The following is a 15,107-nucleotide window of genomic DNA, read 5'->3' as shown; positions in this document are numbered from 1 at the left end:
AAAACTATCTATGTATTATAAATTATTGTATTATTAATTTATTATTAATTTATTTTGATTGTTTCGCTTATGAAGTAATAATTCCATTTGTGATACTGTAGAAGTTTTAATGGATCTGGAGTTATTTCTTTGAAGAGTGAGTTCGATTATAATTTAATTAAGGTGCTGGATGCAGTTATTTCCGCCGGAAATGTCACGAAAGCATCCCAGCGATTGGCTGTAACGCCTGCGGCTGTCTCGATTGCATTGAACCGATTACAGGGTTTTTACCACGAAGCTCTTTTTGTCAGAGGCCGAAGTGGTCTCATTCCAACAGTAAAAGCGCTCGAAGTTCATAGCTACTTCTGCCAAGCGATTGATCTCATTAAAGTCGCATTAAAACCGGAAGGGAAAGATTCGGAGAAAAGTAAAATCACCCTGTTGGGCGGTGATATTACTGAAAACTACTATTTATCACAGGTTTACGACGATAAATTTTTCGAGCGTTATTCTTTTCATCATTTCTCTATGCGTAACCGGGATAACGATGAGATGAGAAAATTGTTAATAACGGAGGAGTGCGATATAGCAATCAGCCGTAATTATAACAATGATAATGATTTTGAATGCAGACCCATTGATAGCTTCAAACACTTTTGCGTGATTTGTGGTAAGGATAATATGTTAAGCGAACTATCACAGCTATCACTCCATCATTTTTTATCATCACAACATGCCATTTTTAAAGCTAATGATTGTCCGATTGTGACCATACAAGATGAAAACCTCTATGATAGTAATATTGATGTTAAAGAACGAAGGGATATTGGCTACAAAAGTGATTCAATTACAGGGATCATGGGTATTGTAGAACGCACACAATTAATTGCATTGGTTCCCTTGAAACTTGCTATTTTCTTTAAAAATCAACGTAAATATAATATCAATATCCTGCAGTTACCACGTGAAATTAAAATAAAACAAATGAATGTATACGCTTCCTGGTATAAAAGGAATGCTAAGAGCCAGCATATTGAAGACATTGTTGACATGCTTCATACTTTATCTTCATTTCGTCATTAACTTCATTAATAAGATATTTTTTTATTACCTATATTTAGTGATTCTTTGTGACTCTTTTCTTCGCTCTGAAAGGTTTAGATTTGTAGTTCCATTATATCCAAAAGGAATCATAAATGTTATTACCTGCTCAATTAGAAACGCCAAGGGCGATTCTCCTCGAAGTAGAAGTTATTGCAATGGTCATCGCGGTCGGAGCATGGGGGGGGTTGTGAGTTTTTTATTAAAGTCAGAGGGGTTCAAAGCCGGTAGCTTTCATGGTCGCTTAATGAGATGTATCAACCAGATTATTATCTCATGCTTCACTAGTTTTATTTTAAGTGTGGTAGCGGTTGAAAAGGGGCTAAGTTTTAATATGATATTGCTTTTTGCAGGAGTGGGAGGTGTATTTTCTATTCCCATTATTAAAATATTAGGGGCGCGAGTTAAACGCATTGTATCTGGCAAAGAGTAAGTATGCATAGACAAATTAGGACATAACTCTTATTGAGGATTAATAACCGATAATCAACAATGGTGTGATGAAAAAATGGGACATTGTAAAGATTACATTGTCCCATTATTCAACTTATACAACACGGTTTTTTAGCCAGCCGTAGATAAACTGCTCGTTCTGTTGTCTTTCTTCGGTGATAGTCAAATAATAAGCCCCTTGGCTGCAATTTAACGCTCTGAGTAAGACCACCTCGCCTTCGCTTCCTCGCGTTGTCAGAAAACGTTCCAGTGCGGCTAGCGTTCTTGAACCGATAAGGCCGTCGATGCTTAAATCATGATACAGATTTTGTTCTTTGTTGAAGACGTTTAGCCAGCGCTGTAGCCAGATACCGGGGTATTTTGGGCCGACATTGACCGCGGCATCACAGAGTTCAAATGATATCGGCCAGGATAGCTGTGAGATGTCTTCGAACCCAGGTTTAACCCAGTAAACATTCTCGAGTATCGCATAGGCCTCTTCGCGGGTTAATGCTTTCATTTCTCCCTGATAACCATTTGCTCTTGCTGTGGCTTTGGTTATTCCCCAGTTGGTTTCACCACCACGATCTGCGGGGTTGTTGGAATAACCACCTTCTATTGAAAGAATACCATCGATAACTGGATTCATTATACCCTCCTTGATAATGATTTATTAAAACTATTGGCGTTTGAATAATGAGATAAAACGTTGTTTGAGCCGGGATGGACTAAAAAGAGAATGGGGAACTGGTTGGTTGGTATCTGTTGACTCAATGGGAATCAAATCATTTACCTGAATTCCCTGGCGGGGGATAGTAATGAGGAGGTCATGGATCCCGAGTGATTTTAAATCCTTGCGAATCAAATAAAGTATTTGCGTTAAATTTGCATCATTCACATAGTTCCCTCTACTTCCCCAGAGTGCGGTAGTGAGTTCCTGGCGTTCGATGACTTCATTTTCTGCATGCTCGATGATGAAACTGAGGCATCTTGCTCTCATCGCCGTCATACGGACTACCATCGAATTAGTGATATTCCGTAGTTCATATTTACGCTCATTAAATATGCAGTCATGGTTTATGATATACGTTTTCATTGTTCCCTCTTTGAATGATGTTGTTCTTGATTCCTTGTTTATCCGAATACTAGTTACGAGAACTAGCTGAATCCATATTGTAAAAATCAATAACTCCATTTTATGTTTGATTTTCAAATGTGTATCACAGCTTTGATTTGTTTTTAAGTGAGATTTAAAAACCTATTAAATACCATTAAACACTTTAGGGTTGCATTTGTATTGCTGATAAAGTGAACGGGGTGTTGCGGTATAATATTAATTTAATTAATTGTTATCGTTGCTATGTATAAATTAAAAGTCATCGTCATTGATGATGTTTTGTGATTAGCCTTATTCAATCAGCTAATGAATTATTCACCCGGTAGGATGGCCTACGAAAACACAATCATCTAAATTATAGGAACATATTATGACGACTAGTAAATTAATTAAGGGTGACACCCTGACTGAAACCAGTAATGCAGCTGACGGTTTTATTCCTGCAACTGAAGTGAGTAAATACAGCTACACTTCTGCTCGCGTCGCTAATTCGGTATATAACGTTTATAAAGCAAACGCGAATAAGCCAAAAGTATTCGGCTACTACACCGACTGGTCTCAATATGATGACCGCCTGCAAGGTGGTGATATTGCTGATGACCGTGGACGTGGCTACGATCTGGCTAATGTCGATCCACTGGCTTATGACAAAATTATCTTTGGTTTCATTGGTATTGTGGGTGACAAGGGCGAGAAGCAATCCACCATTGAAAAAGCGGCAGCTCTCACCGGCAAAACGACTAACGAACCCACCTTCCTCGACCCATGGGGTGACTTCCAGTCTTATGTTAACTGTAACCAGGAGACCAGTGCCTGGGACCTCGATCCAATGACGGTGACGCAACAGACTACTCACGGCATGCTGGGCGGTCTACGTGACCTGCAGGCAAAAGCGAAGCAGCTGGGTCATACTCTGGCGCTTTCAATGAGTATCGGCGGCTGGACAATGAGTAACGGCTTCCATGAAATGGCAAAAACTGAAGCAGCACGCAAAGTATTCGCGGCAGGTGTGGTGAAATTATTCAAACAGTTCCCAATGTTTAGCGAAGTGGACATTGACTGGGAATACCCGAATGCTGTCGGTAACAATAACCCTTACGGCCCAGAAGACGGCGCGAACTATGCTCTGGTCATCAAAGAGCTGAAAACTCAGCTGGATGCTGCTGGTCGTAGCGATGTTAAAATCTCTATCGCTAGCTCTGCTGTCGTAGAAACTCTGGGTTACTCTAACGTTAACGCGCTGATGGATGCGGGTCTCTACGGCATCAACGTCATGACCTATGACTTCTTCGGTACACCATGGGCGGAAACTCTGACGCATCATACTAACCTGTCCCCACTGTCTGCGGGTGGCTGGAGTATTGAAGTTATTGTTGATTATCTGATTGCTGAAGGTTTCCCTGCCGATCGCATCAACATCGGTTATGCAGGTTACACCCGTAATGGTCGTAACGCCGAAATTGAAAGCTTCTCCCCGCTGAAAGGTTCTTACAGCGCAGGTGAGGGGACCACTACCGGTACCTTCGAATCTGGCTGCACCGAATGGTATGACACCATTTATAACTACCTGGATCTGGAAAACCAGAAAGGTCGTAATGGCTTCAATGTGTATACCGACCAGGTTGCAAATGCAGACTACCTCTACAACCCGCAATCTAAACTGTTCATGTCGCTTGATACACCACGAAGCGTAAAAGTGAAAGCGGAGTACGCGGCTAAGCTCGGCCTGGGTGGGATGTTCACCTGGACTATCGACCAGGATAACGGCGTGCTGGTCAACGCGGCGCGTGAAGGCCTAGGTTATGAAATGAGCAAGGAAGTGGTTGATATGGAACCGTTCTACTTCGAAGGCATCAATATTGAACCTGTTGATGAAGACAAGGATGACGGTGAAAAGGCCAACCATGCGCCTAAAGCGACTATTGAACTGCGCGTTGTCGGCGGTTCCCGCGTTCAGCTTTCTGGCGAAGGCTCTAGTGATGAAGATGACGATGCTCTGAGCTTTAGCTGGGGCGTACCAACCGCTATCGACGTTGCTGATAAAACTGCTTCGGTTATCGAGTTCGTGGTACCGGTTGTTGAAGCCGCTACCGAACTTCAGTTCACACTGTTTGTCCGTGATGCTCAAGGCGAACCTTCAACCCAGCAGCGTTTTGTTCTGATTGTGGTGCCAGCGGCAAGCGCAGTTGAACCGACTCCGGCTGATGATGAAGAAGAGGTCACTCCGACTCCAGTACCTTCTGATGACTCTGAATCTACTCCGGATGATTCCGCTTCTGTTTACCCACAATGGGATGCGGCTACGGTATACGGCGTCAACTGGGGCGAGTTCGAGATCGTAAGCTGGAAAGGTCACAACTACCAGGTCAACTGGTGGTGTGAAGGTATGCAGCCAGACCTGAACTGCAGCCAGGGCCAGGCATGGACTGACCTCGGCGCATACTGAGTGATTGGTTGTTCTTGAAAGAAGCCCCGGAAAATCCGGGGCATTTCCATTGTGACGCGGAATGTCTTTCTGGGGAGGGCGCTTACCGACCCTGGCAATAATCTAGTTAGATCGGAAAATACGAATTATATTTACTAAATAATCTAATTTTAACGAGCATCTGTGAAGGGTATGATTGTCTCTATCAAGTAGTTAACTGAATGAGAGAATAAATAGATGAAACATCTGCATCGTTTTTTCAGCAATGATGCCTCTGGTGGCATCATTCTGATTATTGCTGCCGTTCTGGCCATGCTGATGGCCAACATGGGCGCAACCAGCGGCCTGTATCATGCCTTCCTGGAAACGCCGGTGCAGCTGCGCGTGGGCGCATTAGAAATTAACAAGAACATGCTGCTGTGGATTAACGATGCCCTGATGGCGGTGTTTTCCTGCTGATTGGCCTTGAGGTTAAACGCGAGATGATGCAAGGCTCGCTGGCTACGCGTCGTCAGGCTATTTTCCCGGTAATTGCAGCACTGGGCGGCATGGCCGTGCCAGCGCTGGTTTACCTGGCGTTTAACGCTCAGGATCCGATTGCGAGCAGCGGCTGGGCGATTCCTGCGGCGACCGACATCGCCTTTGCACTTGGCGTGCTGGCACTGCTGGGCAGCCGTGTACCGGCCTCACTCAAGATCTTCCTGATGGCGTTGGCCATCATCGACGATCTGGGTGCCATTGTGATTATCGCGCTGTTCTACACTCATGATTTGTCACTGCTGTCGCTGGCCATCGCTGCGGCCGCCATTGCGGTGTTGGCGTTGCTGAACGTCAGCGGCGTACGTCGGACCGGTATCTATATTCTGGTGGGTGTGATCCTGTGGACGGCGGTGCTGAAGTCCGGCGTTCATGCCACCCTGGCTGGGGTGATTGTCGGCTTCTTTATCCCGCTGCGCGAGCAGAACGGTAAGTCGCCAGCGAAACAACTTGAGCATGTGCTGCATCCGTGGGTGGCCTTTATGATCCTGCCGCTGTTTGCCTTTGCCAATGCCGGCGTTTCCCTTCAGGGCGTCACGCTCGACGGGCTGACCTCGCTGCTGCCGCTGGGTATCATCGCGGGTCTGTTTCTCGGTAAGCCGCTCGGCATCAGCTTGTTCTGCTGGCTGGCGCTGAAGCTCAAGTTGGCAAAACTGCCGGAAGGGGCAAACTTCTCGCAGATTATGGCCGTCGGCCTGCTGTGCGGGATTGGCTTCACCATGTCTATTTTTATCGCTAGCCTTGCCTTCGGCAGCGTCGACCCGTCGCTGATTAACTGGGCGAAGCTCGGCATCCTGATTGGCTCAGTGATGTCGGCGGTGGTGGGATACAGTTTATTACGTGCGCATTTGAAGCCGCAGATGGCCTAAGCGCAAGATGAGAATTAAAGGAGAGGAGTGCACAGGGCATGTCGCATATTAATTACAATCACCTTTACTACTTCTGGCATGTCTATAAGGAAGGCTCGGTCGTGGGGGCGGCAGAGGCGCTGTTCCTGACACCGCAAACCATCACCGGGCAAATCAAGGCGCTGGAAGAACGGTTACAGGGCAAACTGTTTAAACGTAAAGGGCGCGGTATTGAACCGAGCGAGTTGGGTGAGCTGGTCTTCCGCTATGCCGACAAAATGTTCACCCTAAGCCAGGAGATGCTGGATATCGTGAACTACCGCAAAGAGTCGAACCTGCTGTTTGATGTTGGCGTGGCAGATGCGCTATCCAAACAGCTGGTTAGCAGCGTGCTGGATGCCGCCGTGGTGGAAGATGAGCCAATCCATCTGCGCTGTTTTGAGTCAACGCACGAAATGCTGCTTGAGCAGCTCAGCCAGCATAAGTTGGATATGATTATCTCCGACTGCCCGATCGATTCTACCCAGCAGGAGGGGTTGTTTTCGGTGCGAATTGGCGAATGCTGCGTGAGTTTTTGGTGTACTCAGCCATTGCCGGAGAAACCCTTTCCTGCCTGCCTGGAAGAACGTCGATTACTAATCCCAGGGCGTCGCTCGATGCTCGGGCGTAAGCTGCTGAACTGGATCAACTCACAAGGATTGAACGTTGAAATCCTTGGTGAGTTTGATGATGCCGCATTGATGAAAGCGTTTGGGGCAACACATAACGCTATTTTTGTTGCCCCTACTCTGTATTCACATCATTTCTATGCCGATGATTCTATCGTTGAAATTGGACGTGTAGAGAATGTGATGGAGGAATATCACGCCATATTCGCGGAAAGAATGATCCAGCATCCGGCGGTGCAGCGTATTTGCAAGAAAGATTATACAGAGTTATTTTCAAATCCTATCCGGTAAGATAAAAAAGCTAAAATTGACATCATTATTTCTCAGTGAGAATTAATGATGTCAATTTAGCGTAATGTGATTTCTGATTTTCCTTTGCAGTGGTTAACGTGAAATGGCTCTAATCACTAACTCATTGTAAGGGAACATTATGGCACAGAGCTATTATTCACAGGCGGGTAACTTTACCAGCAGCCTGCAAGCAGAAGTTGACGTTCGTACAGGGTTGTATAAATGTAATTTCCCCATTCTGAATGTTACCGGAAACCACGGTATTGGTCCGGTTCAGAATATTACGTTAAGCTATTCTCCTTTAGATACGCTCAATCGCGGATTTGGCCAGGGGTGGGGGCTGGGGCTAACTTATTACGATAAGAAGAATAGTCTGTTAGTTACTGCAAATGGCGATCAGTATAAGATTGTTGAAAATACAACCACTGTACTTATTCAACAGAATAAATTAGAAAACATTAAGTTTCAAAAATTCACCGACCACTATAAATTAATTTATAAAAGCGGGGTGGTGGAAATCCTCAGCTCTCCGAGCAGCGTGAATGACGTCAAGGTTCCGGTGACGATTTACTCCCCGTTGGGTCGGGCATTACAGCTTCAGTGGAATTTAACCGGCGATTTCCCACAACTGCTGAGCATTCAGGACGAAGAAAATACGCTGCTCAAAATTAGCTACAGTGGCTATACCACCATCACCGTATGGCCTTTGTCTATTGAAGAAAAGGTAATACGTGTTATCCAAAGCAACCAGCAGCTGACCTCATTCAGTATTATTCAGGATAGCGACACCTCGGTCTGGAATCTTGAGTACCATACTGTTGGTGGCAACAATCTGCTTCACGGCATTACGACGCCTTCCGGCATGTCGGAATCCGTCACCTACGTTGCCAATCAGATTAAATTCCCCAGCGCCGCAGGACAAACCTCGCTCCCGCGCGTAACCGTACATGCGCGACTCCCTGGCGCTCAGCAGCCAACTATTCGCCGTACCTATCAGTATTCTACAAATAACTACTTAGGCTATGGATTATCCGCGCCGTGGTCCAATAGTTCAGATTACCTCTACAATAATGCGACAAATTACCTTTACTGGAGCGAAGAGCATCTGACCGACGGTGAAGAGTCGATCGTTACCCGCAGGACGTTTGATAATTTCCACCTGCTGCGCGAAGAAAAAACGACTCAGAATAACAGTCAAAAGCTGACTACCGCAGACTACTACGCGATTTCTGGCGCCACTTATGATAATCAGCCAGATAACTTTTTGTGCCAGAAAAGTAAGGTTGTTACCTATAGTAATACCGTCACGAATGAAGCACGCTCAGAAACGACTACCTATGAGTACAGCCTTGATGGCAATCTGTTAAGCCAAGCAGAACCTGATGGAAAAACCACCACGTGGGAATATTTTCCTGCTATTGGTGGAGAGGAATGTCCTGCGGATCCGCACGGCTTTTGTCGTTATATCAAATCTGAAACGGTGACACCGGCAGGCACTGAATTCGATACACCAGTTAAAGCAAAGCACTATACCTATATCAGCATTCCGACCGCAGCGGGTGCCCAGGAGGTGTTAGATCACGCCGTGGTACAAAACTCCGTGCTCTCTACGTCAGATAAAAAGGTACTGCTTCAGGTGGCTCAGGAGTATTTAGCTGACAATTCCTCTCCTTACTACGGGAAAGTATTCCGTAGCACTATCAGTAAGGCCGGTGTTGAAGGTGGCGCGTTGGATTATGTCTCAACAGAAGAAACAACATGGGAAACCGATGATATCTACGCTACCCGGACGGTAATGTATTATCCTTTTGATTATGATGGCACCAATCATACCTCCATGATTGTTAAATATTATCCTCTGTCGCTTAAAGAGTACATTGTCACTGATACCGAAGGGAATACCACTGAGTATTACTATGACGACCTGGATCGCCTGACGAAGAGTATTAAAAATAGACTGTCAATCTACGAGACAAATATTAATTACACTTATCAGATGGAAGAAATTGAACCTGAGTCAGGTGTTTTTGTCCCGTCAATGACCATTAAAGACGAAAAAGGTAATACCTCTAAAAATATCTATGATGGTTTGGGTAATATTGTTCGTCAGGCAAAATTAATTAACGATGTCTGGACTGTGGTTTTTGAACGAAAATATGATTCGTTTGGCCGTGAATATTATAACGATCGCCGCGATAGATTGAATGATATTGATGCACTGGTCTCGCAAGAAATGGCGTTTAATGACTGGGGAATGGTCAAGTCCATTCAATATAATGATGGCCATTATGAATATAATGACTATGATCCTATTACCATGAAAGCAACGCTTTGGCAGGAATCTGCCACTGAGACAACTAGCCAAACCGTCACGCAGTATAACGTGAACAATGCCGTAACCTCGAAGTGGAAAATTAACTCGCTGGGCCAAAATATCGGCGTTAAAAACTTTCACTATGATGGTTTAGGACAGCTAAGAAGCATTGTTGACGATGCGGGCGTATTCCTCACTTATGACTATGACAGCTATGGCCGTGTTATCCACACCACTCTTGCCGACGGTACCAAAGTTCGTAAAATTTATGCTGGGCATACTAATGAAAAACTGATAACGCATATTTATGCTGACGATCGCCTGTTAGGAGAACAAACATTTGATGGCCTTGGCCGTCTGAAAGCGTCAACGGTGGCAAACCGTACCCAGCAGTTTGTATACGAACTCGATAAACCCTGTCCGTACAGGACGCTGACACAGGATGGTCAGGTACTCGAGTATGAATATATTACCGAGCTTGGTAATGTGGTCAGAAGCGTGAAAGATAAAGACTCGCTGATTCTTCAGGAAATGACCTATGATCCGGTCAGCGGCGACCTGCTTACCGGGGTGAATGCGGAAGGCATTAAATTCGTTAACACCTATAATAATGACTCAACGCTGGCGACGGAAACCTTTACCGATAATGGTCGAACAGTTTCCACCAACTATACATTCTCGGGGAATGGTATTCTGCTGGATTATGTTGGCGTTGATAACAATAACCGTCATTCAGCGTTTAACGCACTTGGACAGTGTCTGAGTATTACCGAAGGTAATATTAAGCTCGATAATGAGTTTGATACGCTAGGCCGCATCAAAAAAATTACCACCACCGACAGCCAGTTCTCCTCTGTTTCTACGATGGAAATTCATTACGATGAATTCTCTCGTGAATGGATGCGAAGCTTTAGCTGCGGCGGACAAAATCGCAGCGTTGAACAGCTTTATTACCCTGACGACAGCCTGAAAAAGCGTATCACCCGTAAGGGAGAGACGGTGCTGCTCCGGGAAGAGTATGCCTATACCAGCCGTAATCAGCTTTATACCTATTCGGCAACGGGTGAGCAATTACCGGTCGATAAATTTGGCAATAAGATTACCAACCAGGTCTATACCTATGACGGTTTAGGGAATATTAAAGACATTACCACCACCTTTTCTGATGGCGAAAACTTTACCGAATATCATTATGACCTTAACGACCCTTGCCAGCTTAAACGCGTTGCTAATAGCCATGATGCATATCCGAAAGAAACGCTGCTGGAATATGATTTAGCCGGTCGCCTGACCACCAATGAAGTGGGTAACACGTTAACGTACGATGCTTTAGGACGTCTGCAGCAGATTTTGAGCGGTGTGAAAATTATTGCCACGTACCATTATGATGCCATGGATCGTATGGTACGCCAGCTCGCACAGGATGGTGGCAATACCCAACTTTATTATCGTGAAGGTAGCGTTGTTTCTCAGTATAACGAGGATAATGCCGTTAGCACCGAATTTGTCAAAGTGGCCAATACGATGCTTGCCAGAAAAGACAGTACGAATTCTCAGCTTTATCTGAGCGATTTTAAAGGTACGCCACTAAGTCAGGTTGATTCGCAAAGCAAGTCGATTGCGGATACCGGTTTTACCGCCTTTGGTGCGAGCGCTAATAATACGTTACCAGCGTGGAGCCCTGCATTTAATGGCCAGGTCAGGGACCCGATCACCGGATACTATCATTTAGGCAGCGGCTATCGTGCCTACAACCCGGAATTAATGCGCTTTAATACGCCGGACAGCTGGTCACCATTTGGCGAAGGGGGAATTAACCCTTATGCCTATTGTCGTAACGATCCGATCAACTTTATTGACCCAACAGGCCATATGAGTTTGCGGGCAGGCATCAGTATTGGTTTTAGTATATTTAGTCTGCTTCTGACCATATTTACCGCCGGGGCGGCAATTATTGTTGCAGGTGGGGTTGCTGCCGCGGTAGCTACTGCGGACGTTGTCTCTCTGGTACTGGGTGTCGTTGGAGTAGTTGGGGATGTCGCATCTATTACTTCTACATCGCTTGAGGAGAAGAATCCTGATGTAGCGAATGCATTTTCGTGGGTTTCCAAAGTTTGTTCTTTGATTGGCTTTGGTAGCGTTTCAATGAAGATGTCTGGTCACATTAAAGAGCTCCCTGAAAAGATTCTGGATACCTGGTCTAAGGTTCGGGGGCAATCCGGATCGTATACGCTTAAGGTGCATGATACTCGGAGTCTGATGGTCAAAACAGCCGACCGCTACATGAAAGTGACGGATTCTAACACTTTCGGTTTTCTGAGCGAAGGAAGCGCAATAGCTCTGGATATTTATGATTATATCAGTCAGCAGAAAGAGGACACAACATCGGGGCAGACCGGCAGCGATACGTCGAATGCAGATATTACGAATAATACCCTGACCAGTACCAGCGATCTGAAAAATCCTACAATTGAAAAATATTATCTATCCAGTACAGGTATGCAGAGTGGTGATAGTTCAGGATTGGAACCATTATATATGTCTCAAAAAAATGACATGGCCAAAAATTTATCACCGCTTTCTACGCAGTTGAAAAGTAGTGGTGTTCGTTTAGTAAATGAAAATAGTCTTGTTGCTTGGGGGGCAATGGTAGAGACAAAAATGTAATGTTACTTTTATTATGAGTAGTATTCTTTTATTTGGTATCTGATGTAATGAAATACATGCTCGCAAGCATTGATCAAAATTGTTCAATGTTTGCGGGTTATATTAACCAAGGAGTTATTATGAGTGGGTTGTTTAAGTATGTAACTGGTTTGGATGTTAATCTTAGCTCCAGTAGTGATCAGGCTGTTGTGTATGCCAACGGCCGAAATCAGGTAGCAATAAATATAAATTTTGTTGTGACTGATCAGTATTATAATCAAATCATGCTAACTGATGAGCAAATAAAACAATGTGTTTTTGTTGGCGATTATAATTTGGGGACGGTCTTATTTCCAGGCCAGAGTTCTGACGGCTGGGTTGCTTCTTTAGAGAAAGGCGATTTCGTTACAACTGCAGGATTAAATACCTCTTTGAAAGTTGGAGATAGCTATGCTACAGAGTTAAAGGATGCTCATGGTAATATCTATCAAGGAATTACCTATTACATGAGTTGTAGTGAATATAATGCTTACTCTCGTACTTTCTGTGGTTTTATCACCCCGGATAATCTCAATACGTATGTTACCAGCGCTCATGGAACATCATTTGATGATGGTGTTGTATTAACGCCATTGCCAGAAATTTCTTATGATTATACTCAAGTGACGTTTTTACATACCGAGGAAGCATCATCTGACTATGGTCAGCATCATGTTGAACAAGTTGATTATTATGTTAGCTTGCCAGAAGTCTCTATTAAAAAAGGTGAGGTAGATTCGTCCTCTGATCGGCTATATTATATTCAGCACTACTCCAGTACTGAAGATCGATATCAGTGCTGCTTTGACGTTGGGGAAGAGGCAACCTGGACATTAACGTTGCCTGATGGCACGCAAATTCCTATTGAATATAATAAACGCGCAGGGCAACAAAATATTGTTTGTCTTAAAGTGACTAATAGTGCCAGCCTTTATACATCTAATGAGTATTGCAATTCTATGATTTATGATGCTTTTGGTAATCGCGGCCATCTTAGATTTGTGCCTGAAGCTAGTGGTAGTGAAGTTGGAATGTACAACGCTTAAATAAGGAAATTAATATGTCTGGTATTTTTTCATTCCTCAGTTATTTTAACCTTTCTCTGCGTAATAACACAATGGGTGGTTCAATTTACGCTAATGGAAGAAATGAAGTCGAAGTGGTAGTGAATTTTATTGCATGCGATGATCAGGGGGAACAGATATTTTTAGAAACATCTCAAATGAATAACAACCTGAGTCTATGTGATTATTATACAGGTGAGCCTATTGAGAATGACGGGTGGTATAATGGTAGGGGGGATGGTGAGTTTATTTCTGACGGTATCGTATTCGATTCTACGGTAGCATTGTCAACGACCGCGCTTAATCTCAAAAATAAACAATCACTTTCATATGGACCAATGGAAGGTTTTTTATTACCGCAAAGCTTTATCATGAGAGTATCGGTGGATAACGGTGTCTATGCGGCAAAATCTATTGCCGCGAAATTTTCTAATGAAGCCGGTCTTATCTATGTGACAACTGCGCGTAGTCAATTTGAGTCATGCGTTGTATTGACTCCGATTGCAGAGAAAACATATACGACAGAAGATATGACGCTATATGAACACTCTGATCATGAGTCGCGAAGTGGCAAGTATTCCTCTACAGACCAATGGGATTCAAACAAAGCTAATCGATACTATGCATTCACTAATTATCGGCTTTTTATCAAGAAATTTTTAATTAATAAAGCCACTAATGAGCACGATGACGTTACAATTCGCTCAATATATGCTCCAGCTGAAGATCAGTACACATCGCATTCTATACAAATTTTGGTTGATTCAATGCTGGGACAGGTAGTGACAGCGATTGGCCCAGAGGACACTTCAACTTATACCAAAAATGAAAGACCGGGACAGTTGTGCATTACGCGTATAGATGGCAATAATATTGTGACCGTTGATGATATGCGTCAGAGCGTCATTGTGACTCTATACGATCAATATGGTAATAAAGGCAACTTTACCATCACCACCAGTGACGATCTGGGGGCTCGTATTGAAATTACTGACTAATTAATCATTTTATTTTCTCTGTTAAAGAGGCCCATGTGGCCTATTTTTTGTCACAGAGATTGTCTCTTGTTAACCAAAAGCATTCCTGGTCCATCGGCGTATTGAGTCTGTTCTGCAGGCATAAAAAAACCCGCTTGCGCGGGTTTTTTCACAAAGCTGATAACAAGCAGGCGATTAAGCCAGTTTGTTGATCTGTGCAGTCAGGTTTGCTTTATGACGTGCGGCTTTGTTTTTGTGGATCAGACCTTTAGCAGCCTGACGGTCCACGATTGGTTGCATTTCGTTAAATGCTTTCAGTGCAGTAGCTTTGTCGCCAGCTTCGATAGCTGCGTATACTTTCTTGATGAAAGTACGCATCATAGAGCGACGGCTAGCGTTGTGTTTGCGAGCCTTTTCAGACTGAACGGCGCGCTTCTTAGCTGATTTGATATTAGCCAAGGCCAACTCCCAAATGTGTTCTATATGGACAATTCAAAGGCCGAGGAATATGCCTGTTTAGCCTTCTTTTGTCAATGGATTTGTGCAAATAAGCGCCGTTAATTTGACAACGCTGCATTACGTATTGATGGCGCAGGATTCTACCAGCTTGTGGGCAACGAATACAGTCTTTCTGGCACAAAAATCACGCATGTCGGCCATATTTTCTTA

General features: G+C 44.2%; 9 protein-coding genes and 2 pseudogenes. 8 read left to right on the top strand and 3 right to left on the bottom strand.

Translation table 11 applies throughout. The features are described from left to right. The first annotated feature begins 129 nt into the window (after positions 1-129). Positions 130-1,062: a LysR family transcriptional regulator gene (locus tag GKAS_RS13760; RefSeq protein ID WP_081918548.1), complete on the top strand. Its 933-nt coding sequence runs from the start codon at positions 130-132 to the stop codon at positions 1,060-1,062. A 113-nt stretch (positions 1,063-1,175) separates the two neighbouring features. Beyond that, positions 1,176-1,513: pseudogene (locus GKAS_RS13755) on the top strand (phage holin family protein). Positions 1,514-1,627: 114 nt separating this feature from the next. Here the strand turns inward: GKAS_RS13755 and GKAS_RS13750 are convergent. Next, complete coding sequence (locus tag GKAS_RS13750; protein ID WP_035894925.1) at positions 1,628-2,161, bottom strand: glycoside hydrolase family 108 protein; 534 nt, start codon at positions 2,159-2,161, stop codon at positions 1,628-1,630. Between the two features lie 30 nt (positions 2,162-2,191). Next, positions 2,192-2,608, bottom strand: coding sequence for a winged helix-turn-helix domain-containing protein (locus GKAS_RS13745; protein ID WP_035894924.1), 417 nt, complete (start codon positions 2,606-2,608; stop codon positions 2,192-2,194). Positions 2,609-2,999: 391 nt separating this feature from the next. Here GKAS_RS13745 and GKAS_RS13740 point away from each other — a divergent pair, with 391 nt between their 5' ends. The 6 genes and pseudogenes from GKAS_RS13740 (at position 3,000) to GKAS_RS13715 (ending at position 14,459) form a co-directional block, all read left to right on the top strand. Further along, on the top strand, positions 3,000-5,075 hold the full coding sequence (locus tag GKAS_RS13740; protein ID WP_035894923.1) for a glycoside hydrolase family 18 protein: 2,076 nt from the start codon (positions 3,000-3,002) through the stop codon (positions 5,073-5,075). A 216-nt stretch (positions 5,076-5,291) separates the two neighbouring features. Next, positions 5,292-6,460: pseudogene (gene nhaA, locus GKAS_RS13735) on the top strand (Na+/H+ antiporter NhaA). Positions 6,461-6,498: 38 nt separating this feature from the next. Beyond that, on the top strand, positions 6,499-7,398 hold the full coding sequence (nhaR, locus tag GKAS_RS13730) for a transcriptional activator NhaR (RefSeq protein WP_035894922.1): 900 nt from the start codon (positions 6,499-6,501) through the stop codon (positions 7,396-7,398). A 139-nt stretch (positions 7,399-7,537) separates the two neighbouring features. Next, a complete protein-coding gene (locus GKAS_RS13725) occupies positions 7,538-12,379 on the top strand; it encodes an RHS repeat domain-containing protein (protein ID WP_035894921.1) in 4,842 nt (1,613 codons plus the stop codon). A 119-nt stretch (positions 12,380-12,498) separates the two neighbouring features. Then, a complete protein-coding gene (locus tag GKAS_RS13720) occupies positions 12,499-13,443 on the top strand; it encodes a hypothetical protein (protein ID WP_035894920.1) in 945 nt (314 codons plus the stop codon). A gap of 14 nt (positions 13,444-13,457) precedes the next feature. Next, complete coding sequence (locus GKAS_RS13715; RefSeq protein ID WP_035894919.1) at positions 13,458-14,459, top strand: hypothetical protein; 1,002 nt, start codon at positions 13,458-13,460, stop codon at positions 14,457-14,459. Between the two features lie 174 nt (positions 14,460-14,633). Here GKAS_RS13715 and rpsT read toward each other — a convergent pair whose 3' ends face one another. After that, positions 14,634-14,897 (bottom strand): 30S ribosomal protein S20, encoded by a 264-nt coding sequence (gene rpsT, locus GKAS_RS13710; protein WP_003018940.1) that lies wholly within the window; start codon positions 14,895-14,897, stop codon positions 14,634-14,636. Positions 14,898-15,107: the final 210 nt, after the last annotated feature.

Source organism: Kluyvera ascorbata ATCC 33433, from assembly GCF_000735365.1.
GTDB classification, from domain to species: domain Bacteria; phylum Pseudomonadota; class Gammaproteobacteria; order Enterobacterales; family Enterobacteriaceae; genus Kluyvera; species Kluyvera ascorbata.
Note: the sequence above shows the minus strand (reverse complement) of the source record. Positions and strands in the feature narration are given on the sequence as shown.